At 73.4% G+C, this 22,449-nt stretch carries 20 protein-coding genes and 3 pseudogenes; 11 read left to right on the top strand and 12 right to left on the bottom strand.

Annotation, left to right across the window (positions count from 1 at the left end; all coding sequences use genetic code 11):
* Complete coding sequence (locus tag ABZ079_RS16680; protein WP_356940163.1) at positions 1-4,308, top strand: cation-translocating P-type ATPase; 4,308 nt, start codon at positions 1-3, stop codon at positions 4,306-4,308.
* A gap of 72 nt (positions 4,309-4,380) precedes the next feature.
* Here ABZ079_RS16680 and ABZ079_RS16675 read toward each other — a convergent pair whose 3' ends face one another.
* Positions 4,381-5,460: an NADH:flavin oxidoreductase/NADH oxidase gene (locus ABZ079_RS16675; RefSeq protein ID WP_356940162.1), complete on the bottom strand. Its 1,080-nt coding sequence runs from the start codon at positions 5,458-5,460 to the stop codon at positions 4,381-4,383.
* Between the two features lie 131 nt (positions 5,461-5,591).
* Here ABZ079_RS16675 and ABZ079_RS16670 point away from each other — a divergent pair, with 131 nt between their 5' ends.
* Complete coding sequence (locus ABZ079_RS16670; RefSeq protein ID WP_356940161.1) at positions 5,592-5,948, top strand: helix-turn-helix domain-containing protein; 357 nt, start codon at positions 5,592-5,594, stop codon at positions 5,946-5,948.
* A gap of 18 nt (positions 5,949-5,966) precedes the next feature.
* Here the strand turns inward: ABZ079_RS16670 and ABZ079_RS16665 are convergent, their stop codons facing one another.
* Positions 5,967-7,301, bottom strand: coding sequence for an FAD-dependent oxidoreductase (locus ABZ079_RS16665; RefSeq protein WP_356940160.1), 1,335 nt, complete (start codon positions 7,299-7,301; stop codon positions 5,967-5,969).
* 142 nt (positions 7,302-7,443) lie between these two features.
* Positions 7,444-8,118 carry a helix-turn-helix domain-containing protein gene (locus tag ABZ079_RS16660; protein WP_356940159.1) on the bottom strand — a complete coding sequence of 225 codons (675 nt, stop codon included), beginning with the start codon at positions 8,116-8,118 and terminating at the stop codon, positions 7,444-7,446.
* Positions 8,119-8,137: 19 nt separating this feature from the next.
* On the opposite strand from ABZ079_RS16660, the gene ABZ079_RS16655 reads away from it, so the two are divergent.
* Positions 8,138-8,899, top strand: coding sequence for an HAD family hydrolase (locus ABZ079_RS16655; RefSeq protein ID WP_356940393.1), 762 nt, complete (start codon positions 8,138-8,140; stop codon positions 8,897-8,899).
* Here ABZ079_RS16655 and ABZ079_RS16650 read toward each other — a convergent pair.
* Positions 8,850-9,383, bottom strand: a complete 534-nt coding sequence (locus ABZ079_RS16650; protein WP_356940158.1) for a GNAT family N-acetyltransferase — start codon at positions 9,381-9,383, stop codon at positions 8,850-8,852. The genes ABZ079_RS16655 and ABZ079_RS16650 overlap by 50 nt on opposite strands.
* 116 nt (positions 9,384-9,499) lie before the next feature.
* Between ABZ079_RS16650 and ABZ079_RS16645 the strand changes: the two genes are divergently transcribed.
* On the top strand, positions 9,500-9,634 hold the full coding sequence (locus ABZ079_RS16645) for a hypothetical protein (RefSeq protein WP_356940157.1): 135 nt from the start codon (positions 9,500-9,502) through the stop codon (positions 9,632-9,634).
* 82 nt (positions 9,635-9,716) lie between these two features.
* Here the strand turns inward: ABZ079_RS16645 and ABZ079_RS16640 are convergent, their stop codons facing one another.
* The 4 genes from ABZ079_RS16640 to ABZ079_RS16625 all read right to left on the bottom strand — a co-directional run bounded on the left by ABZ079_RS16640 (position 9,717) and on the right by ABZ079_RS16625 (position 13,010).
* Positions 9,717-10,406: an HAD-IA family hydrolase gene (locus ABZ079_RS16640; protein ID WP_356940156.1), complete on the bottom strand. Its 690-nt coding sequence runs from the start codon at positions 10,404-10,406 to the stop codon at positions 9,717-9,719.
* A gap of 10 nt (positions 10,407-10,416) precedes the next feature.
* Positions 10,417-11,124, bottom strand: coding sequence for a phosphatase PAP2 family protein (locus tag ABZ079_RS16635; RefSeq protein ID WP_356940155.1), 708 nt, complete (start codon positions 11,122-11,124; stop codon positions 10,417-10,419).
* 270 nt (positions 11,125-11,394) lie between these two features.
* A complete protein-coding gene (locus ABZ079_RS16630; protein ID WP_356940154.1) occupies positions 11,395-12,330 on the bottom strand; it encodes a M56 family metallopeptidase in 936 nt (311 codons plus the stop codon).
* Between the two features lie 116 nt (positions 12,331-12,446).
* On the bottom strand, positions 12,447-13,010 hold the full coding sequence (locus ABZ079_RS16625; protein WP_356940153.1) for a DUF5134 domain-containing protein: 564 nt from the start codon (positions 13,008-13,010) through the stop codon (positions 12,447-12,449).
* A gap of 132 nt (positions 13,011-13,142) precedes the next feature.
* Between ABZ079_RS16625 and ABZ079_RS16620 the strand changes: the two are divergent.
* Positions 13,143-13,488 (top strand): annotated as a pseudogene (locus ABZ079_RS16620) (FUSC family protein); the annotation flags it as partial.
* Positions 13,485-14,105, top strand: coding sequence for a MarR family transcriptional regulator (locus tag ABZ079_RS16615; RefSeq protein ID WP_356940152.1), 621 nt, complete (start codon positions 13,485-13,487; stop codon positions 14,103-14,105). The pseudogene ABZ079_RS16620 and the gene ABZ079_RS16615, both read left to right, overlap by 4 nt.
* Positions 14,106-14,110: 5 nt before the next feature.
* Here the strand turns inward: ABZ079_RS16615 and ABZ079_RS16610 are convergent.
* Positions 14,111-14,951, bottom strand: a pseudogene (locus ABZ079_RS16610) (aldo/keto reductase); the annotation flags it as partial.
* A 58-nt stretch (positions 14,952-15,009) separates the two neighbouring features.
* Positions 15,010-15,773: pseudogene (locus ABZ079_RS16605) on the bottom strand (VOC family protein).
* 202 nt (positions 15,774-15,975) lie between these two features.
* Between ABZ079_RS16605 and ABZ079_RS16600 the strand changes: the two are divergent.
* Positions 15,976-16,884: an N-acetyltransferase gene (locus tag ABZ079_RS16600; protein ID WP_356940151.1), complete on the top strand. Its 909-nt coding sequence runs from the start codon at positions 15,976-15,978 to the stop codon at positions 16,882-16,884.
* Positions 16,885-17,053: 169 nt separating this feature from the next.
* Here the strand turns inward: ABZ079_RS16600 and ABZ079_RS16595 are convergent, their stop codons facing one another.
* On the bottom strand, positions 17,054-17,446 hold the full coding sequence (locus ABZ079_RS16595; protein ID WP_356940150.1) for a VOC family protein: 393 nt from the start codon (positions 17,444-17,446) through the stop codon (positions 17,054-17,056).
* A 70-nt stretch (positions 17,447-17,516) separates the two neighbouring features.
* Between ABZ079_RS16595 and ABZ079_RS16590 the strand changes: the two genes are divergently transcribed.
* Positions 17,517-18,056 (top strand): GNAT family N-acetyltransferase, encoded by a 540-nt coding sequence (locus ABZ079_RS16590; protein WP_356940149.1) that lies wholly within the window; start codon positions 17,517-17,519, stop codon positions 18,054-18,056.
* A gap of 31 nt (positions 18,057-18,087) precedes the next feature.
* Here the strand turns inward: ABZ079_RS16590 and ABZ079_RS16585 are convergent, their stop codons facing one another.
* Entirely contained in the window at positions 18,088-18,771 is a 684-nt protein-coding gene (locus ABZ079_RS16585) for a glycerophosphodiester phosphodiesterase family protein (protein WP_356940148.1), read from the bottom strand.
* A gap of 401 nt (positions 18,772-19,172) precedes the next feature.
* On the opposite strand from ABZ079_RS16585, the gene ABZ079_RS16580 reads away from it, so the two are divergent.
* The 3 genes from ABZ079_RS16580 to ABZ079_RS16570 are packed head-to-tail and all read left to right on the top strand — an operon-like array spanning position 19,173 to position 22,434.
* On the top strand, positions 19,173-20,570 hold the full coding sequence (locus ABZ079_RS16580; RefSeq protein ID WP_356940147.1) for a DUF6421 family protein: 1,398 nt from the start codon (positions 19,173-19,175) through the stop codon (positions 20,568-20,570).
* 38 nt (positions 20,571-20,608) lie between these two features.
* Complete coding sequence (locus ABZ079_RS16575; RefSeq protein WP_356940146.1) at positions 20,609-21,367, top strand: SDR family oxidoreductase; 759 nt, start codon at positions 20,609-20,611, stop codon at positions 21,365-21,367.
* Positions 21,364-22,434 (top strand): low specificity L-threonine aldolase, encoded by a 1,071-nt coding sequence (locus ABZ079_RS16570; protein ID WP_356940145.1) that lies wholly within the window; start codon positions 21,364-21,366, stop codon positions 22,432-22,434. The genes ABZ079_RS16575 and ABZ079_RS16570 overlap by 4 nt, the downstream gene beginning before the upstream one ends.
* The last annotated feature ends 15 nt before the right edge of the window (positions 22,435-22,449 follow it).

The following is a 22,449-nucleotide window of genomic DNA, read 5'->3' as shown; positions in this document are numbered from 1 at the left end:
GTGCCCGGTCTACTGACGGTGCCCGCCGCCGCCGCACGCCTGCTGCCCGCGGCCCCACGGCTCCTCGCGCGGGCGGCCGCGCCGGCCGTCGGCGTGGCCGCGGGTGCCGCCGCCGGGACCGCGCGCGCCGGGGTGCGCGGCGCCGACGCCGCCGTGCGGGTGGCACGCGTGGCCCGCAACACGCTTCCCGGCGCCGGTGACCACTGGCGGGCCGGTGCCCGTGCGCACCTGGCCCTGCGGCCCATGGCACACGAACAGGTGCGGCGCGCGGGCGGCACGGCCCACCTGGCACGACGGGTGGCCGAGACCCTGGCCGAGCGGCCCGACGTGCTCGTCGCCTACTGGGACCAGGGGCTCGCGCGTCTGGTGGTGACCGCGACCGGGGCCGAGGCGGCCGACCGGGTCGTGGAGCACGCGGCCGAGCTGGCCGAGCGGCACGGACTGGTCCTGTCCGGCGGTGACGTGGAGGAGACCACGCATCCCGCCGACCCGGCCGGGGTGCGCGCCGCCGTGTCCACGCTCGCGGCCGACGGCGTGGGCATCGGCGTCGCACTCGGCGCCTACGCGATGCGCCTGCCGCCCTCGCCCCGCGTGGTGACCGCGGTGGCGACGCTGCTGCGGGAGAACCCGCGCTTCCGCGCCTGGCTGTGCGACCGGCTGGGCGCCGCCCGGATGGACCTGGTGCTCGCCTGGGCGAACGCCGCCGTCCACGCCGCCGGCCAGACCCCCACCTCCCTCGTCCTCGACGGCGCCCTGCGGGCCTGCCAGGTGGCCGAGACGGTGGCCCGTGCCGCTGCCTTCGACAGGCTGCACGACCAGTTGTGCGCACCGGGCCGGATCAGCCTCGCCGCGGACGGCGCCCCGCGGCCGCCACTGCGCGAATCCCCGGCCCAGGAGTACGCCTCCCATGCCTCCACGGGCAGCCTGCTGGGCGCTGCGGCCACCCTGTTGGTCAAGCACGACGGCGCGGAGGCGGCCGAGGCGGTTCTGGCCGGCTCGCCGAAGGCGGCCCGCTACGGCCCCGCAGCCTTCCACGCACTGCTCAGCACCGCACTCGCCCGCGCCGGCGTGCTGGTGCGGGACCCGGACCGGCTGCGCCAGCTGGAGATGGCCGGGACGGTCGTCCTGCACCCGAGTGCGCTGTGTACCGAGGACGGAGAGGCGGACCCGTGGGCCGAGCCGGTGCTGGACGCCGCCCGCCGCGCCCGTCTCCGGGTCGTGATCGTGGACGACCCCGCGCTCGAGGACTTCACCGGCCTCGCCGACCAGGTGGTCGACGCCCGCCGGCCGCTGGACGACGTGGTGTACGAGGCGCGCGGCGACGCGGGCGCCGTGCTCACGGTCGCCCGCGTGCGCGGGGCCGGGGAACACGACGTCCTGGCCGCCCTGCGCGCCAGTGACGTGGCCGTCGCCCTGACCGACCATGACGGCGCGGTCGTGTGGGGCGTGGACATCCTCGCCCTGCACGGCCTGTCCGACGTGTGGCGGGTGCTGACCGCCGTCCCGGCCGCCCGCGTGGTCGGCCGGCGGTCCCAGACCCTGGCCCGCTCCGGTGCCGCGCTGTCCGGGCTGCTCGTGGCCATCGGCGAGTCCGGGCGCGGACGCGGCCGTCTCGCCGTGCTGCCGGGGTTGCGGCACGCGCCCGTCGACCTCGGTGCCGCGTCCGCGCTGCTGTCCGGGGCACGGGCCGCGTTCGGCGTGGCGACGGCCCGCGCCCCCCACCCGCGTCCACGCGTGCACTGGCACGAGCTGGACCCGGACGAGGCCCGTGAGCGGCTGGAGCACGAACCGGCCGCCGAGAGCACCGCCCGGGAGGATCTGACCGCCCGCGTGCGCAAAGCGACCGCCGGTGTCTCCCGGCACCCGGTCGCCGCTCCCGTGCGCTGGTCCTACCGGCTCGGCCGGGCCGTCCGCAGCGAACTCCATGACCCGCTCACCCCGGTCCTGGCGGTCGGCTCGGCGGCGTCGGCGATCCTCGGCTCGGTCGCCGACGCCCTGCTGGTCGTCGGCGCCCTGGACCTGAACGCACTGGTCGGCGGCATCCAGCGGCTGCGCGCCGAACGGGCGCTGTCCGGACTGGTCGCCGAGCAGAAGCAGAAGGCGCGCCTCGTGCCGCCGGAGGACGAGGCGCCGGCCGGCGGGACCCGGACCGTGGAGGCGGGCAAGCTCCTGCCGGGCGACGTCATCCAGCTCAAGGCGGACGACGTGGTGCCCGCCGACGCCCGCCTGCTGTGGCAGGACGGCCTGGAGGTCGACGAGTCCGCGCTGACCGGTGAGTCGCTGCCGGTGGAGAAGCAGATCGGCGCGACCCCGCACGCCGCGGTCGCCGACCGGCGCTGCATGGTCTTCGAGGGCACGACCGTGGCGGCGGGCCAGGCCCACGCCGTCGTGGTCGACACCGGTGACCGCACCGAGGCCGCCCGCGCCGTCCACCTCGCCGCTCGCACGCCCCCGGCTGGGGGCGTGCAGGCCAGGCTGCAGGACCTCACCCGCAAGGCACTGCCGCTGACGCTGGCGGGCGGTGCCGCGGTCACCGGTCTGGCGCTACTGCGCGGCACCCGCATCCACGAAGCGGTCAGCGGCGGTGTCGCGGTGGCCGTGGCGGCCGTCCCCGAGGGCCTGCCGCTGGTGGCCACGGTCGCGCAGCTGGCGGCCGCCCGGCGGCTGAGCCGTGGGGGTGTGCTCGTCCGCACCCCGCGCACGCTGGAGGCGCTGGGCCGCATGGACACCATCTGCTTCGACAAGACCGGCACCCTCACGGAGAACCGGCTGCGGCTCGTGCGCATCTCCGACGCCACCGGCACGGTCCGCGCGGTGGACGACGCCGGGTCCGCGGACACGCTCCGGGCCGCCGTACGGGCCTGCCCGCAGCTGGACGCCGGCTCCGACCGTCCGGTGCACGCCACCGACGAGGCCGTGCTGGCCGAGGGCGGTCCCGACCCGGACTGGACGCAGCTCGCGGACCTGCCGTTCGAGGCCGCGCGCGGATACGCCGCCGCCGTCGGCCGTACCGGTGACGGTCCGCCCGTGCTCGTCGTGAAGGGTGCCCCGGAGACCGTGCTGCCCGCCTGCTCCGGTCTGACGGAGCACGCCTCCGACGCCGCGCACGCGCTCGCCGGGGACGGCCTCCGGGTCCTCGCGGTGGCCCAGCGGCGGCTCGGCGCGGGCGAGAAGGAGTCCGACGTCCTCGAACAGCCGCTGACGGAGCTGGAGTTCAGCGGCCTGCTCGCGCTGTCCGACGTGCCGCGCGAGACGTCCACGGCCCTCGTGGACGGCCTCGACAAGGCAGGCGTACGACCGGTCATGCTCACCGGTGACCACCCGCAGACCGCACGGGCCATCGCCGCCGATCTGGGTTGGCCCGAGGACACCGTGGTGGTCACCGGGGACGAACTGGCGGCGGCGGACCGGGCGGCCCGGGCCCGCATGCTGCGCGACGCGGGCGTGGTGGCACGGGTGGCGCCCGAGCAGAAACTCCAGGTCGTGGAGGCGCTGCGGGACGCGGGCCGGGTGGTCGGCATGGTCGGCGACGGCGCCAACGACGCCGCCGCCATCCGCGCCGCCGACATCGGCGTCGGCATCAACGCACGGGGCTCGGCCGCGGCGCGCAACGCCGCCGACATCGTCCTCACCGACGACGACCTGACCGTCCTGATCGACGCGGTCGGCGAGGGACGTGCCCTGTGGCACAGCGTGGCCGATGCCATCGCCATCCTGATCGGCGGCAACGCGGGAGAGGTCGGCTTCGGCATCCTCGGCACGCTGCTGTCCGGGCGGGCGCCGCTGTCCACCCGGCAGATGCTCATGGTGAACCTGTTCACCGACCTGTTCCCGTCGATGGCGGTGGCGGTGACGGAGAAGGAGGGTGAGGCGGACCTGGCTCACGTGGAGGAGGCGGCCGGTGTGCTGGGCGAACCCTTGCTGCGGCAGATCCGGCACCGGGCCCTCACCACCTGCCTGGGCGCGGTCACGGCCTGGCTGATCGGCCGCTTCACCCCGGGCACCGCCCGCCGCTCCAGCACCATGGCCCTGTGCGGAGTGGTCGGCACCCAGCTCGTGCAGACCCTGCTCGACCGGCGCGACAGCCGCCTGGTGCAGGTCACCTCACTGGGGTCCGCCGTGGCGCTGGTGGCCGTGGTGCAGACTCCGGGCGTCAGCCGCCTGGTCGGATGCACGCCGCTCGGTCCGGTCGCGTGGGCCGGGGTCGTGGCGGCGATCGCTTTGGCTCTGGCGGGGCAGCGGACCCTGCCCCGCCTGGAGGAGACCATCGGGCGGCTGGTGCCGGCATCACCGGCGAAGGCGACCTGAGACCGACCGGGGGCTGAGAGCGACAGGGACCGGCGGCCGGGCCGAGAACCGACCGCGGCGCGGCTGCCCGGCTCAGACCGACCGGTGGTACTGGTTCGGCACCTTCACCTCGCCGCCCAGGTCCCGGGCCGCCTGCCGGGCCCAGGAGGGGTTCCGCAGCAGTTCCCGGCCCAGGAACACGGCGTCGGCCTCACCGTTCGCGATGATCTTCTGGGCCTGTTCCGCCTCGGTGATCAGGCCGACGGCGCCGACGGGCAGCGAGGTCTCGGTCCTCACCCGGGCGGCGAACGGGACCTGGTAGCCGGGCCGGGTCGGGATGCTCACGCCGGAGGCGTTGCCGCCGGTGGAGACATCGAGGAGATCGACGCCGTGGGCGCGCAGGTCGCGCGCGAAGCGGACCGTGTCCTCCGCGGTCCAGCCGCCGTCCTTGAGCCAGTCGGTGGCCGAGATACGGAAGAACACCGGCTTGTCCTGCGGCCACACCGAGCGCACCGCGTCGACGACCTCGAGAGCGAACCGCGTGCGGTTCTCGTACGAGCCGCCGTAGGCGTCGGTGCGGTGGTTGGAGTGCGGGGAGAGGAACTCGTTGATGAGATAGCCATGGGCGCCGTGGACCTCGGCGATCTCGAAGCCGGCGGTCACCGCCCGGCCGGCCGCGGCCGCGAACCGCCCGACGACCTCCTGGATCTCGGCGACCGTCAACTCGCCCGGCACGGGGTGGCGCTCGTCGAAGGGCACCGGGCTCGGGGCGACCGGCTGCCAGCCGTGGGCCTCCGGTCCGACCGGCGCGCCGCCCCGCCACGGCTGGTCGGTGGACGCCTTGCGGCCGCCGTGCGCGAGCTGGACCGCGGGCACCGAGCCCTGGGCGACAAGGAAGCGGGTGATCCGGCGGAAGGCCTCCACCTGCGCGTCGTTCCAGAGGCCGAGGTCGTAGGGGGAGATCCGGCCCTCGGGAGCGACCGCGGTCGCCTCGACCATGATCAGCCCGGTGCCACCCGTGGCGCGCGCCGCGTAGTGCGCGAAGTGCCAGTCGTGCGGGGCGCCGGTCAGCGGGCCCTCCGGGTCGGCCGAGTACTGGCACATCGGTGACATCCACACCCGGTTGGGGATGGTCACTTCACGCAGGGTGATGGGCTCGAAGAGCGCGCTCACGACGGACTCCAATCGTCACGGGACCGGTGGTCGGCTCGTACGATAACCCTCGTACTACGAGACATGTCAAACTACGATGCCTGTCGTACAATGCTCGCAGCAAACGGATTCCGTGACGAAGGGCAGCCCCCGTGACCGACATCGCCACCACCGGCCGGGCGCTGCAGCATCCGGAGCGGGAGGAGATCCGGCTGGAGGCCGTGCTGCACGCGCTCTCCGACCCCATGCGGCTGCGGATCGTACGCGAACTGGCCGCCGCCCGCGCCGAGTTGTCCTGCTCGCACTTCGATCTGCCGGTGACCAAGTCCACCACCACGCACCACTTCCGGGTGCTGCGGGACAGCGGGGTCATCCGGCAGGTCTACCGGGGCACGGCCAAGATGAACGCCCTGCGACGAGGCGATCTGGACGGCCTCTTCCCGGGGCTGCTCGACAGCCTCCTCGCCGCCGCCGACCGGCAGTCCCTCCGGCTCGGTGACGGGGCCTGAGCCGGAACCGGCCAGTCGCTACGACGATCGCGCCGCCCCGAGCAGCGCCTCCCAGTCGGCCAGCTTGACCACGCTCCGCCCCAGGCGCGCCCCCAGCGCGGCCTCGGCCCGCTCGATCGACAGCCACCCGCTCCAGGAGACGGGGTCGAGGCCCGTCGCCCGGAGTGCCGCCACCGGATCCTCCGGCACGTCCCCGCGGGCGAGCGCGGGGGCGTCGGCGAGCAGGGAGAGCACCGTCTCCTTCGCGCAGGGCCGGTTGGTGCCGATGACACCTGTCGGACCGCGCTTGATCCACCCGGCGACGTATTCGCCGGGGGAGGGGACGCCGTCCCGTACGACCCGCCCCGCCACGTGCGGCACCGTGCCGGTCGACGCGTCGAACGGCAGCCCCTCCAGCGGCACCCCGCGGTAGCCGACCGACCGCAGCACCAACTGGGCGGGCACATCCTCGTACCGGCCCGTGCCCGTCACGCCGCCGAGTCCGTCCGGCACCGTCCGTTCGAGGCGCACGCCGCCCACCCGGCCACCGGATGCGAGCAGTTCGACCGGCCGCAGGAAGAACCGCAGACGGATCCGCCGGTCGGCCGGCGCCGGGGGCCGCTCCGCCCAGCCACGCAGCACCTCCACGTTACGGCGCTGCGCGGCAGGCAGCGCGGCGACATCGATCGAGTCCAATGCCAACTCGCCCGGATCCACGATCACTTCGGTGCCGGGCAGGACGCCCAGCTCGCGCAGCTCCTTGGTGGTGAAACGGGCCTGCGCAGGGCCGCGCCGGCCCACCATGTGCACCTCGCCGAGACCGCTCGCCGCCAGCGTGTCCAGGGCCGCCTGCGGGATGTCCGTCGGGCGCAGCTCCGCGGCACCCCGGACCAGCATCCGGGTGACGTCCACCGCGACATTGCCCACTCCGATGACCACCGCCGAACGCACCCCGCGCAGGAAGCCCGCGTCGGCCGCGTCCGGATGCGCGCTGTACCAGGACACGAACTCGGTCGCCGACCAGCTGCCAGGCAACTCCTCACCCGGGATGCCGAGCCGGCGGTCGGTCGCGGCGCCCACGCAGTACACCACCGCGTGGTACAGCTCGCGCAGCCGCTCCACCGGCAGGCCGCCGGGGCCGCCCACCCGGACCCCGCCGAGGAATCGCACCCGCTCGTGCTCCAGCACCGTCCGCAGGCTGCCCTGCAGGGACTTGATCTTCTCGTGGTCCGGGGCGACGCCGTAGCGGACCAGGCCGTACGGGCACGGCAGCCGGTCCAGGACGTCCACGTACACCCCGGAATCCAGCTGGACGAGGCTCTGGGCGGTGTAACACCCGCTCGGCCCGGAACCGACGACGGCGACACGCAGCACAGCGGTACTCCCTGCCCGAAGGAGGTGGTGTGCGGACGTATCCAGCATGGCACCGCACGGCCCGCCACGGCAGAGGCCGACGGGGTGACCCGGACACGTGTCTCCTGGCCGCGGCGGACGGCGGGGGCGTGGCCGCCGAGGATCACGGGTGACTCGGGCGTTCCTCTGTCGCGAAGAACCGGGAAAGATCCTGATCCCGCCCCCGCGCCTCCGCCTCCGTGTCGCTCCCCGGTGGTACGCCCAGCTCCCAGTCGAGCCCGTACCGCTGGAACAGTGCCGCCCGCAGCGCCGGCACGGGCATCGGCGCCCCCGGCACCAGCGCCGCGAACACCGCGCCCATCAGGAGGGCCCGCAGCATCGGATAGTCCGCCGGGACGTCATGGGAACCGTACCGGGCGACGGTGTCGCTGAGCAGCTCCGACAGTCGCTGCTGCTCCGGGCACTGCACCAGGCCCTCGGCCTGGAGCAGCCCCGCCATGTGCTGACGCATGAGCACGGGCCGGTCCCCGGCCAGGCCCAGGATCGCGTCGATGGCCCGGGCGAGCCGCTCCCGGCCGTCCTCGGCGCGCGGCTCCCGCTCCAGCGCCTCCTCCAGCGTGCGGTGCATCAACCGGTGTACGGCCGACTGCACCAACTGACGCTTGCCGGGGAAGTAGTACGACACCAGCCCGCGCGCCGAACCGGCGCGGTCCGCGATGTCACCCAGCGTCGTGGCCTCGAACCCGTGCTCGCCGACCAGTTCCACGGCGGCCTGCAACAGCCGCTCCCGGGAACGCCGTCGCAACTCTTCATTGACCGAGGCGCTGCGCGGGGACATCCTGTAACTCCTGCGTTGACTGGCTACCAGCCAACTATACTCAACGCAGGAGGGCACCGCTGCGCGCGCGGCCTGCCGAGAGCTGCCGTCCGTCTGGGGCGACGCGGGGGATCGTCTCAGACGGACGGTACGGGGACGAGGCCTGCGCGGCTCCCGGTTTCGCCGGTGCCGAGCTGGGCCGGGCGCTCACCGAGGAGGAGGCCGTCGGCCGCTTCATCGGGCGTTCGCACGCCGCCATCCGCGAGCACACCGCCGCTCGGCTCGGCGACGGAACGGCCGCTGTCTGGGCGGAGCGGTTCGAACGGCTCCGCCGGGAGGCGGTGGACGCGCCGGACTCAGCCCGCCGAGGTCTGCCCGAGGCACTCGACGAGACCACCTGCCGACCTGCGTCGTCTCCTGCGCTCACACGACGGGATGCGCCACACCCCTCGGCCGCACCGGGCTGTACGAACGCTTCGGGGGCCGCATCCACAGCGCCACGGTGGTCCCCCGTGGCGAACCCGCTCCGGACCTGTTCCGGTATGCCGCACGGCGGATGGGCGTCGACCCCGCGGCCCGCGTGGTGGTCGGGGACGGCCGGCCCGGCGCGCAGGCCGCCCGCGCCGCGGGCCTGCGCGCCTTCGGCCACGCCGGCGGACTCACCCCGGCCGAACAGTTCCACGCCCCGTCGCCGTCGTCTTCCACAGCATGCGCAAGCTGTCCGTCCCCGCTCGGTGAACGGCGACCGACGCCTACTCGCCCTGCTCGTCGGCCGCCCGCGCGGCCTTCTCCAGGAGCGTGAACGACTTGGGCGCGCCACTCGGTTGCGGCTTGCCCGCCCTGTGGCCGACGACCCGGTAGCCGGCGTCCCGGTAGTACGAGGTCAGGCGAGCGTTGCCAGCCAGGCAGTCCAGACGTACCGCCGTCCGTCCCGCCTCGGCCACGCGCCGCTCCGCGGCCCGCAGCATCAGGCGCCCCGTCCCGGGCGGAGCCCCGTCGCGGTCGACCATGAGCCGGTGCACATAGCCGGCCACCGGTGGCTGCGGCCCCCAGGCGTCCTCGTCCTCCCACCACAGCTCCCAGGCCCCGGCCACACGGCCGTCGGCCTCGGCCAGCCAGACCTCTCCGCTCGCCATGACCCGGCGGAAGTGGTCCTCACCCAGCTCGCCCGGCCGCCACTGCCCGGTGATGCCCCGGGCGAGCATCCAGCGAGCGGCGTCGTCGCGCAGGCGGACGACGGTCGCGAGGTCGGCGACATCGGCGAGGCGGAAGCGCAGGCGGTTCATTCGATGATCTTAGGCAGGTGCCAGTTGTCGCACACCCGCCTCCCTGCCCTTGGCTCGGGTGCCGAACCGAGGAGGCGGGTGGTCTTGGAGAGCGGATCCCGAGCAGAATCACGGAGATGGTCGAGGACGAGCGCAGGCTCCGTGCGGCGCTCGCCCCGAGTCGGATCGACAGCTCCACCGGGCAGCAGCGACTGGGACAGACGGAGCGCGGACTCCCCCGGCGCCCGGACGTGTCGCGGCAGCGCCGGTAACCCGGACGAGGCGCGGGCGCGGCCCTCCTCCCGGGTCGGGGCTACCAGGGCTGAACCGCCCGGAGCAGCACCGTTCCCGCGCTCAGCCCACCAGGTCCAGTACCGGCAGCAGCGCGTCGGGCCGCTGGCTCACCGGCAGGTGGTCCACGAAGTGCACACGGCAGCCGAGCGCTGCCGCGCCGCCGTCCGCCGCCACGCTGTCGCCGACCATCAGCGCCTGCCGCGGATCGACGCCCAGCGCCTCGCAGGCGACCGAGAACAGTCGCGGGTCCGGCTTCTGCACACCGTGTTCGTACGACAGCGCATAGGCGTCCACATAGCTGTCGAGCCCGTGCTCGCGGAAGACCGGGCGCGGATCCCAGCCGATGTTGCTGACCACGCCCACCCCGATCCCGCGCTCACGCAAGGTGCGCAGCACCTCGGCGGCGTCCGGGTACGGGGACCAGGCGGCGGGGGACATGTGCCGCTCGTACAGGGCGTCGTACAGCCCCGGGTCGGGCAAGGGCACCCGCCGGGACAGGCCCGTGTAGGCGGACCGGTGCAGTTCCGCGCTCTGGTCCCGCACCGCCCACACGCCGGCCAGCTCCTCCGGCAGTATCACCGGATCCGCACCCCCCGGCAGGGCCCCGGCCGCCTCCAATGCCCTAGCCGCGGCGGTCAGTTCGGCTTCGGGCAGGGCTACTCCGGTCTCGTCCAGCACCCCGCGCAGCCAGGACTCGGTGGACTCGACGCGGAACAGCGTCCCGGAGAAGTCGAACAGCACGGCAGTCATGCGGCGGACTCTACCCGGGCCGGTGTCCGGGCAGTTCCGTCCGGCCGGGCCGCGGCCACTCGTACACCACCACGGCCAGTGCCGCCGTCAGCGCCCCGAACAGCCAGCCGCCGACCACGTCCGAGGGCCAGTGAACGCCCAGCCATACGCGCGTCACGCCCACTCCCACCACCGAGACCAGCGCCGCCGCCACGGCCGTACGCCACAGGACGCGGCCCGCGCCGAGCCGGTGCAGAAGCCAGAGCAACAGGCCGCAGACCACAGTGGCCGTCATGGCGTGGCCGGAGGGGAAGGCCGCGTAATGGGCGGAGTCGACGGGGTCCGGCCAGACCGGTCGGGGCCGGCCGACGACGGCCTTCACCGACTGCTGCACGACGGCGGCCAGGGCGCAGGTGACCGCCAGCCACAGAGCCGTCCACCAGGCCGCCCGCCGCCACACCAGCCATACCGCCGCTGCCGCGCAGACCAGGCGCATCGTCAGTGGGTCCCAGACCCAGTCCGTCAGCACCCTGAAGACGTGTGTGACATCGCGGTAGTGAACCGCCCAGCGGTGGGTGGTCCGGGAGATGCCGCCGTCCACGGTGAGCAGCGGATGCCACCGCACGGCGACGGCGATCAGCAGCAGGACGGAAAAGGCGCCGAGGATGGCGGCCACGAGGGACGCGGTGCGGAGCGCGTACGGACGGGGCGGCGGGGACGCGGCGGACCGATGGTGCATGCCGCGATCTTCGCCGACCCGGCGGCCACGGGGCCAGCAGGAGGATGACGGGTTCGCGCCACGGTTCAGCAGGAGGATGAGGCGGTTCGCGTCCACGGGTCCGGCCAGAGGGGTGACGGATCCGGGCGGCGACGAGGTCTGCACGGGGTCTGTACGAGCTCTGAAAGAGGTCAACACGAGAGGGACCGGACCGGCGTCCGTCCCCCGGCCCCGTTCGGCACTGACCCGCCGGGGATCAGCCGGTACCGGGTCGCCGTTCGAGCGGCGGCGTCAGCCCAGCGCCCGCAGCGCCGGAACCAGCGCCACCAGCACCGGAACCACCGGTACCAGCGAGGCGGCCGCCGTCAGACGCAGTCGGCGCAGTGCGGGCAGCCGGTCCGGCGGCGTCAGCAGCCGGTGCACCCGCTGCGGCACATGCGCTTGGGGGGTCGGACAGGGCCCGAACACGCCCCGCTCCTCGTTGAGTTCGACCAGCGCCAGCGCCGTCGTCAGCCGGCCGAAGCGCCGCGAGGCCATGTCGTCGGCGGCCAGCTCGACCAGCCGGTGCATCTCGTCGCGGAACGCGGCGAACACCGGAACCTGCGGGAACCCGGCCGCGAGGGCGGACGAGCAGTGCAGCAACCAGTCGTGCCGTGCCTGCGCGTGCCCCTGCTCGTGGGCGAGCAGTGCGTCCAGCTGACGTCCTTTCAGGCGGCGCAGTGCGGCCGTGGTGATCACCAGCCGGGGTGCCGCACCCGGCAGGCACCAGGCGTCGGGACGCTCACCCTCCAGCACCACCAGCGGCCCGCCCGTCGGCTCCTCGCCCGGCAACAGCGGGGCACGCACCAGGAGTTCGGTCCGTCGGCCGCGCCGCCGCTCCCGGGCCCACACGACCTCGCGCACGAGCATCGCGAGGCTCCACAGGCCGCCCGAGGCGAGCAGTACGGCGGTCGTCGCCGCCCAGGGACCGGCGGCGCCAAGGGCGTACGCGTCCACGACTCCGCGGGGAGCCGGGGCGAACACATGCCCGCGCACCGCCTGCCAGGCCGCCGCGGCGCTGAGTGCCATCGACAGCGCGCAGCACAGCAGTACGGCGGCCACGGCGCACTGCCACACCCAGAGGGCGACGACCGGTTCACGGTCCGGCCAGTCGGCCCGGGCGAGCAGCCGTGGGGCGACGACGGCGGTCAGAGCGCCGAGCAGCAGCAGGGTCGCGGAGACCATCATGGTCAGCACCCTATGAGCGCGAAGCCGCTCAGGGGTACGGTCCGCGGTGCCGAAGTGACGCAGGCAACGCGGGCGCGTCCTGAAGTCCGGCGCTCAGATCCCCGGAAGTCCGGCGCTCACATCGTCAGCAGCATGGCCACCATGCCGATCCCCATCGACAGCCGGCAGGCCCGCGCGAGCTCGGGGCGGTCACTCCAGCGGGCGGCCGTCACACCGGTCCCGGTGCCGGCCGCGGTGACAACGGCGGGCACGAGCCGGGCGCCCGAGAGCAGCACGTAGCCACTGAAGTACACGAGGAGCGCGCCGGTCAGCAACGGCACCCCGGTCCCGCCCTGCGCGTGGTGGGCCGCGGGTGGGGACGCGGCCATGGTGACCGCCATGTAGACCATGGCCGCCGTGCCCACCAGGTGGTGCAGATGACGCGGGCCGCTGCGCGCGGCCCACAGGGTGCGCAGTGCCGCCGCGCCGAACACGGCCGCGTAGACCGGCCATGCCCACCCCGGCGGCGTGAACACCGCCGCCGGTACGGCCATCACGGCCATGCCGAAACCCATCAGCGCCTCGCCGCCCGCGGCCCGGCGCTGCTCCTCGACGCCGCTGCGCATGCGCAGCAGGCAGTAGGCCCCGGTCGTCACGCACAGGGCGACCAGCAACCAGGCTGCCGACACCGGTCCGGGCATGCGTGCCTCCCCGCTCGACGGTCGGTCGAGGATGCGATGCCCAGGGCAGGCGGAGCGCACGCGAGCGCAAGGGTGTACACGGGAGCGTTCGGCGGGACACAGCTGGTGAGTGAGCCCCCGCTTACATCATTGTTCGGCGCGGCCGTCGCCGTCACCAACCGCCGTGCGGGCGACCGCCTGGAACAGGCGGTGGCCACGGCGGAACGCACCCGCGAGAACGCCGCCCGGCTGCTCCCTGCGTCGCGCCCGGCGCCCCACGCCCCGGAGTCCGCCTGTCGCGCCCTCGCCGCCGCCCTGGTCGACCCGCGTGCCACGGCCCGACGCCGCCGGCGAGTGGTGGCAGCGCGCCCTGCCCGAGGAGCGGGTCGCGCTCACCGAGCAGTCCGGACACCGTACGCTCGCCGCGACGGTACGACGGCAGGGCCTCGTGCCGCAGGACCACGACCCCGGCAGGACGACGGAGGACACACGGCCATGACGGCGAGGAACGGCGAACCGGCGCCCGAAAGCGACGCGACCGGTGCGCGACCGGAGCGCGAGGCCGCGGCCGGCGTAGGACCGCCGTACGCACCCGCCGCGGCCGGTGCCGCCGAGAGCGACACGGTCGCCACCCTCGTCCGGCAGTGGCGGGCTGTGCACCCGGAGCTGGACACCGGGCCCATGGAGGTGATCGGCCGGATCAACCGCTGCGCCGCTCTCCTCCAGCAGGCCGAGGACGCGCCGCTGCGCCGGGCCGGCCTCAGCCGCCCCGAGTTCGACCTGCTCGGCGCGCTGCGCCGCACCGGTCACGAGCTGACCCCGGGGGAGCTGGCCCGGGAGACCTTCTCCTCCGGGGCCGCCGTCACCAAGCGGCTCAAGCAGCTGACCGAACGCGGACTGGTCGAGCGGCGCGGTGACACCCGCGACCGCCGCGTGGCCCATCTCCGCCTCACCGACGCCGGCCGCGACCTGGTCGACGGCATCCTCCCCGAGCAACTCGCCTACGAGACGGCCGTACTGTCCGTCCTGGCCCCCGGAGGGCAGGGCGAACTCGCGAGCCTGCTCGCCGAGTTGCTGAGCCGTCTGGAGGGCCGGACGGGGCCGCTGCGGGCGTAGGGGCGTCAGAGGACGTCGTGCGCCGTACGGCGGCAGGCGGAGCGGCGGTCGTCGATCTCCTGCCAGCGGTCGCCGTAGACGTTGCGGGTGATGGGCGGCTCGCGCAGGAAGTCGTGCGGGAATCCCAGCGGGACCCGGCTCACCTCGTCCAGGCGTGCCACCGCGTCCGCGTCGAGTCGTACCCCGGCGCTCGCGAGGTGGTCGGCCAGCTGCTCCGGCTTCGTCGCCGAGACGATCGGCACGACGTTGCCCGGGCGGCCCAGCCGCCAGGCCGGGGCCACCCGCGCCGGACTCCAGCCGCCCTGCTCCGCGATGTCCAGAACGACACTGATGACGTCCTCCTCCCACGTCTCCGGCTCGATTCCGAGCGTGTCCAGCCGGCCCCGCTCCCCACGCCGGACTTCCCGGAGAGCCTGCCCGACGCCAGCGGCGCCCAGGCGAACACCGTGAGGTCGAACGCCCGGGCCTGCGGCAGGAGTTCACGCTCGGGGGTCCGCTCCAGCAGGCTGTAGCGCAGTGTGAACCCGCGAAGCACGTCCAACCCCGCAGCCGGGCCAGGGTGTTGGCCTGGGCGATCTCCCAGGCCGGCCAGTCCGACACCCCCACGGACAGCGCCTTGCCGGAGCGCACCAGGTCGTCCAGTGCACGCATGACCTCCTCGACCGGGGTGAAGTTGTCACGGGCGTGCACCCACAGCACGCCGAGCCGGTCCGTGCGCAGCCGCTTCACGCTCTCCTCGAGGTTCTTGCGGTGACTGCCCGCGGAGTCGGGGTCACCGCCCCGCGTGCCGCACGTGTACTTGCTCGCGAGGACGAACCGGTCACGGCGCCCGGCCAGCAGTTCGCCGAAAGCCGCTACCGCTTCGGAGCAAGCACCCCGAGGCGATCCGAACCGGCAAGGTGCCTCAGCCCTCCTCGTCCGCCCGGTGCACCCCGAACGCCGCGCCCTGCGGATCCCGCAGCACCGCGATGCGGGGACCGTCCGGCACCGAGACGGGAGCCATGACCACGGCACCGCCCGCCCGCGCCGCGACCTCGGCCGTCGCGTCGACGTCGCCCACCGCGAAGTACGGCAGCCAGTGCGGCGGCACCTCGGGCGGGAACCGGTCGCCCATGTCCGCCATGCCGCCGAAGTCCTCCCCGCCGATGCCCCACTGCGTGTACCACTGCGAGGCGTTGACGCTCCAGCCGAACACCGAGGTGTAGAAGTCCCGGGCCCGGTCGGTGTCCCGGGTCGCCAGCTCCACCCAGCCGAGCGTGCCCGGCGCGTTGAACAGCCCGGCGCCCGGGAAGGACCGTGCCTGCCACAGCTGGAACACCGCCCCCGTCGGGTCGACGACCACCGCGAAACGGCCCACGTCGAACACGTCCATCGGGCCGAGGATCACCACCCCGCCCGCTTCCTCCACACGCCGTACCGCCGTGTCCGCCTCGGTCACCGCGAAGGAGACGTTCCACGCCACCGGCTGGGACTCCTGGTACAGCGGGCTCAGCGCGGCCACCGCCGCGTCCCCCAGGTGCGCCACCGTGTACCCGCCCGCCTCCTGCCGCGGATCTGTCTCCGGCCGCCACCCGAACAACTCGGTGTAGAACCGCTTGGCCCCCCCAGGTCGCTGGTCCCCAGCTCGGTCCAGCAGGGGCCCCCGGTCACCGGCTTGTCGAACTTCATGGCGGTTCCTTCCGGACCGGGCGGGGCCTGCCGGTCGAACGACCCTTCTCCCGCGCGGGAGACCCCATCTCCGCACGCTAACCTCCGCTCCCGGGCCCGGCCATCCGAAACCCTCTGGCCACCCGGTCCGGCCGGGCGTACCCTCGGCGCCGTACCGCATCGCACGGCGGCCCTCCCGATCCCTTCCGACCGGAGGTCACCCATGCCCGAGGTACGCCCCTTCCGGCGCGACGACCGCGACCAGCTGACCGACCTGGTGAACACCCACGTGGCCGCCGTCGTGCCCGGCGTCTCCGTCTCCGTCAACACCGTGCTCAGCGCCCTCGAGCGGCAGCCCGAGGAGTTCGTGACCGACCCGTGGGTGGGCGAGCGGGTCACGCTCGTCGCCGAGGAACGGCGGCACATCGTCGCGGCCGCCCACCTGAAGCGGTACCGCGCCGACGACGAGGTGGGCGCGGACTACCGGGACGCCGGCGAGATCGACTGGTTCCTCTGGCATCCGCCCGCCTCCTTCCGGCCGGGCACCGAGCAGGCGGCCGACCTGCTGATGAGCGCCTGCCTGGCCTGCCTCGCCCGCTGGAACGTCCGGCTCCGGCGCGCCTCCGGAGACCTTCCCGCCCCCGCCGTGTACGGCCTGCCCCGCACCTGGCCGCACGTGCGGGCCGCCTACGAACGCGCCGGGTTCCGGCACACCGGGGACACGGAGGTGATCCTCCTCGCCCGCCTCGCCGATTTGCCCCGCCCCGAGCCGCGTCCCGGCGTCGTCGTCGAGCGCACGGTGGGGGAGTGCGGCACCCGCTTCACCGCCCGCACGGACGCGGGCACCGTCGGCTTCGTCGAAACCGACGCCTTCCTGGCCCGTCCCGAACGCCACGCCCGCGGCGCCGGCCTGGCCGACATCGCCAACCTGCACGTCGAACCCGCCCACCACGGCGAGTGCTGGGAGCACTGGCTGCTGGGCCATGCCGCCGACTGGCTGGGCCTGTGCGGAGCGGACCGCGTGCTGGCCTACGAACCCGCCGGGGACACCGCCGCCCTCGCGTCCCTGCTCGCCGCCGGCTTCCGCGAACTGACCCGCACGGACCGCGGCTGGGAGCACCATCCGAGCTGATCGGGCCGGCTCTCCCCGACGGCACCGGGCTGGCCCCCGGCTCCCGGGTTCGGCAACGCCGAGGACGACCCGGCCCGCCCCTGCGGGCCACACCGCCCGAGCCCATCCGACCGGCTTCCCCACGTGTGCCGCCCGTCTTGAACCGCCCGCACGGCACCGGCCGCGGGCGCTAGAGCCCCGGGCGGTATCGCAGTGGATGGTCCGTCGGCACCTCCACCAGCGCGATCCGGGTGCCGTCCGGGTCGGTGATCCACATCTCGACCAGGCCCCACGGCTCCCTCACCGGCGGCCGGACGATCTCGACGCCCCTCGTCCGCAGCTCCTCGTGCGCGGCCGTCACGTCCTCGACCTGCAACCAGAGCCCGACGGCGGGCGAGGGCGGGGTCTCGGACCGCCCGGACACCTCCAGGAACCCGCCGCCGAGGAAGTACACCGTCCCGCGCTCGGGACCCGTACCGAACTCGCGGTAGACGGAGAGCCCCAGCTGCGCGCCGTAGAACTCGCGGGAACGTTCGGGGTCGGTGGGCCGCAGGAGTGTCCGGCCGCTGAGTACGTGCACCATGCATACGGAGCCTAGTGGCAGGGATACGCTCTTCCCTGGCTCAGCCACGCCCGAGATCGGAGACCGCCCCATGGACACCGCCGCCGCCGGAATCACCTTCCGTGACGCCACCGACGCCGACGTGGACGCGCTCGTCGCGCTGGTCGAGTCGGCGTACCGCGGGGACACCAGCCGGGCCGGATGGACCACCGAGGCGGACATCCTGCAGGGCCGGCGGACCGACCCCGAGGCCGTGCTCCAGGTCATCAAGTCGCCCGACAGCCGGCTGCTGACCGTCGAGCAGGGCGGCCGGATCGTCGCCTGCTGCCAGCTCGAACACCGTGGCGACCACGCCTACTTCGGCATGTTCGCGGTCAGCCCCACCCTGCAGGGCGCGGGCCTCGGCAAGACCGTCATGACGGAGGCCGAACGCCGGGCCCGCGAGAGCTGGGGCGTCACCGAGATGCACATGACGGTGATCTCCGTGCGCGACGACCTGATCGCCTGGTACGAGCGCCGCGGCTACCGCCGTACGGGAAAGATGTCCCCCTTCCCGTACGGCGATGAGCGCTTCGGCATCCCGCAGCGCGCCGACCTGCAGTTCGAACTGCTGGTCAAGCCGCTGGTGTGACGTTCACGCGGGGGACCGACCGAGCGCCGGGTCACGCGGTGAAGCGGCCCGTGCGCTTGATCTCCGGATAGTCGGTCACCGCGCCGTCCAGCTCCAGCGCGCGGACCAGCCGCAGATGGTCCTGCGTGTTGACCACCCAGCCGATGATCCGCAGCCCGGAGGCGCGCGCGTGCTCGACGATCTCCAGAGTGAGCCGGCGGATGTCGAGACAGACGGTCGCGGCACCCACGGCGACGGCGCGGTCCACGACGTCGGTGCCGTAGCGGCTCGCGACCAGCGCGGTGCGCACGCCCGGCACCAGCCGGGTGATCTCGGCGACCGCCTCGTCGTGGAACGAGGACACCTCCACGCGCCCGACCAGGTCCCGCCGGTGCATCACATCGGCCAGCGCCCGGGCCGCGGCGACGTCCTTGATCTCGGCCTGCAGAGGTGCGCTCACCGCGTCCAGCACCTCCTCGAACACCGGCACGCGCTCCCCGCGGCCCGCGTCCAGGGCACGCAGCTCCGCGAGGGTCTTCTCGGCGATCGGCCCGGAGCCGTCGGTCGTCCGGTCCACCTCCGCGTCGTGCATGACGACCAGGGCGCCGTCCTTGCTCAGATGCAGATCCAGTTCGATCAGGTCGAGGCCGGCGTGCTGCGCGGCGACGAAGGAACGAAGGGTGTTCTCGGGCTCGACACCCATGACCCCGCGGTGACCGATGGTAAGGAAGTTCAAGGTTCGACTCGCTTCCGTCGACGGCGGATCGGCACGCGCGTGACGGGCGGACGCCGTCGTCCGCGCGGGCACGGTCGCAGCCTAATGGCCGGGGCCCGCGATGAACCCGCATGTGCGCGGGTGATCGGGGCGCGTGGCGGGCGCCGACTGGCCGGTATCCACTTCCCCCGTCACCCTGTCGTGGGCGATTCCCGGCGCCCTTGACCGTCCGGTTTGACCCGTTCGCAGCTACTCCATTCCGAGAGGCGCACAGTGGAAGTGAGCGTCGTCACGGTTTCCGGCAGAAAAAACGTCGGTGACCATGGGTTTGGGCAGAATATTTTCCCGAGCTGCCTCTTGCTGAGGGGAACGGGGTACGCATACGGTGTGCATACGCGAGGTTCTCCCGTGGAGGATGGGACATGACGGAAATTCTTGTGCAGGCCGGTGCGGAGGAGCAGGCTTCTTCGCTGACCAGGGTGGTTGAGCACCCGGCCTGGGCCGTGCTCAAGGATGCCGTGGAGCGGATCCGGCCATGGCAGTCGAAGGATGGATCGATCGACTTCGACGCCGAGGGTGCCCCACAGCGGGCCGACGCCGTGGCGGCCGTCGGGCGTGTCGCCGACGCGGTCGAGCAGCTCTCCCCGCTGCTCCCGCACGACGCCGCCTACCACCGGGCCCTTGTGAAGGACCTGCGGCGCTGGGCCGAGGGCGGCTTCGAGGTCCCTGACTTCCTGGACTCCCTGCTGGCCTTCCAGCCCGCCGCGAACCGCACGGACGGCCTGCAGCACCTGGTCGTCTTCCCGATGTACACGCAGAACGGCAACCTGGACCGCAACCTCGAGGCGGTCGTGCTGCGGATGGTCTGGCCCGACTGGCTGGCCGAGCTGGAGCGCACCCGCTACGACAACCCGCTCTTCTGCGGCATCACGTTCGAGGACTTCACCTCGGGCTACGACACCAACTCCGCCGTGCTCTTCCCGGAGACCATCGCCGTACGCGAGGCGCCGGAACGTTTCTCCTGGGGTGGCATCTTCTGTGACCGCGAGGCCGCCCGCTTCCGCCGGGTCACCGACGCCGCCGTCGGCATCCTCGGCCTGGAGCTACCCGAGGACATCGCCGCGATGGTCCACGACCAGAAGCGGTGCGAGGAGGCCTTCGTGCTGTGGGACATGGTTCACGACCGCACCCACAGCCACGGCGACCTGCCGTTCGACCCGTTCATGATCAAGCAGCGACAGCCGTTCTGGATGTACGGCCTGGAGGAGCTGCGCTGCGACCTCACCGCCTTCAAGGAGGCCGTGAAGCTCCAGGCGGACGGTGTCCCGCAGGCCCGTGACGTGCAGTACGCGGTGCTGTTCGACCGCATGTTCCGCTTCCCCGTCACCGGCGACCGGGTCCGCAACTACGACGGCCTCGGCGGCCAGCTGCTCTTCGCCTACCTGCACAAGCACGACGTCGTCCGCTGGACCGACAACAGGCTCTCCATCGACTGGGAGCGAGCCCCGCAGGTCACCAACCAGCTGTGCGCCGAGATCGAGAAGCTCTACAAGGACGGCATCGACCGTCCGAAGCTCGTGCACTGGTTCGCCGGCTACGAACTGGTCTCCACCTACCTCGCCCCGCACCCCGGCTCGAAGTGGGCCAAGGGTCCGGACGCCCTGGACCTGACCCAGCCGCCGCGCAAGCTCGTGGACGACGTGCTTCCGGACGAGTTTCCGCTCAGCATGTTCTATGAGGCCCTGTCCAAGAAGCTGAAGAATGTGATCGCCTCCACCAAGGGCATCACGGCGGACAGCGCCGAGCGGATCGCCGCGTGAGCGACCGCCTCCGGAACACTGCTCAAGAGGGGAAGAACATGGTGGGGAACGGGTCTCTCAGTGGTGCGGTGATCGCGGTGGCCGGCGCGGGCGGACCCGCCGGGCACGCGACGCTGGTCCGGCTCGCCGAGGCGGGCGCGGTCGTGGTCGGTGCCGACAACAACCCCGAGCGCCTGGCCGAGGCCGTGGACGCGGCCCGGTACGCCCGCGGCGGTGCCACGGTCACCGGCGAGACGGTCGACCTGCTCGACCTGCGGTCCACCCGGGACTGGGCCGCACGCATCGAGAAGGACCACGGCCGCATCGACGGCCTGGTCCACCTGGTCGGCGGCTGGCGCGGTAGTGCGACCTTCGCCGAAAGCGACCTCGCGGACTGGGACCTGCTGGAGAAGCTGCTCATCCGCACCGTCCAGCACACCTCGCTGGCCTTCTACGACGGTCTGCAGCGCAGCGACCGCGGCCGGTACCTGCTGATCAGCGCGGCCGGTGCGTCGAAGCCGACGGCGGGCAACGCCGCGTACTCCGCCGCCAAGGCGGCGGCCGAGGCCTGGACGCTCGCCATGGCCGACGGCTTCCGCAAGGCCGGGGTCGCCGAGGGGGCCGAGGGGCCGCGCTCGGCGGCTGCCATCCTGGTGGTGAAGGCACTGGTGCACGACGCGATGCGCGCCGAACGCCCCAACGCGAAGTTCGCGGGCTTCACGGACGTCAAGGACCTGGCCGAGGCCATCGAGGGCGTCTGGAGCATGCCCCCCGCCGAAGTGAACGGAAACCGTCTGTGGCTGACCGAGAAGCCGTGAACCCTCCCAAGACCGACGCGCGTCGCCGCCACGACCCGCAGGTCCGCGGTTTCGCCAGTGACAACTACGCCGGCGCCCACCCCGAGGTGCTGACCGCCCTGGCGCTGGCCAACGGCGGCCATCAGGTGGCGTACGGCGAGGACGACTACACCGAGAACCTCCAGCGGATCATCCGCAGCCACTTCGGGTCCACCGCCGAGGCCTTCCCGGTCTTCAACGGCACCGGCGCGAACGTGGTCGCCCTCCAGGCGGTCACCGACCGCTGGGGCGCGGTGGTCTGTGCCGAGAGCGCGCACATCAACGTCGACGAGGGCGGCGCCCCCGAGCGCATGGCCGGGCTGAAGCTGCTGACGGTGCCCACGCCCGACGGCAAGCTCACGCCCGAGCTGATCGACCGTCAGGCGTGGGGCTGGGAGGACGAGCACCGCGCGATGCCGCAGGTGGTCTCGATCACCCAGAGCACCGAGCTGGGCACGCTCTACACGCCCGAGGAGATCCGCGCGATCTGCGAGCACGCCCACGCCCGCGGCATGAAGGTGCACCTGGACGGCTCCCGGATAGCCAACGCGGCCGCCTCCCTGAACGTGCCGATGCGCACGTTCACCAACGCGGTCGGCGTCGACATCCTCTCGCTCGGCGGGACGAAGAACGGCGCCGTGTTCGGCGAGGCGGTCGTGGTCATCAACCAGGACGCCGTCAGCCACATGAAGCACATCCGCAAGATGAGCATGCAGCTCGCCTCCAAGATGCGCTTCGTGTCGGTGCAGCTGGAGGCGCTGCTCGCCAAGGACCTGTGGCTGCGCAACGCCCGGCACGCCAACGAGATGGCCCAGCGGCTGGCCGAGGGCGTGCGCGCGGTGCACGGCGTGGAGATCCTCTACCCCGTCCAGGCCAACGGCGTCTTCGCCAGACTCCCGCACGACGTGAGCGAGCGGCTGCAGAAGCGGTTCCGGTTCTACTTCTGGGACGAGGCCGCCGGGGTGGTGCGCTGGATGTGCTCCTTCGACACCACGGAGGAGGACGTCGACACGTTCGTGGCGGCGCTCAAGGAGGAGATGGCGCGCTAGCTCGAATAGTGCATA

The sequence above is a fragment of the Streptomyces sp. NPDC006314 genome (genome assembly GCF_040613075.1).
In the GTDB taxonomy this organism is placed as follows: domain Bacteria; phylum Actinomycetota; class Actinomycetes; order Streptomycetales; family Streptomycetaceae; genus Streptomyces.
The sequence above is the reverse complement of the archived record's forward strand: the minus strand, read 5'-3'. Positions and strand labels throughout refer to the sequence as shown.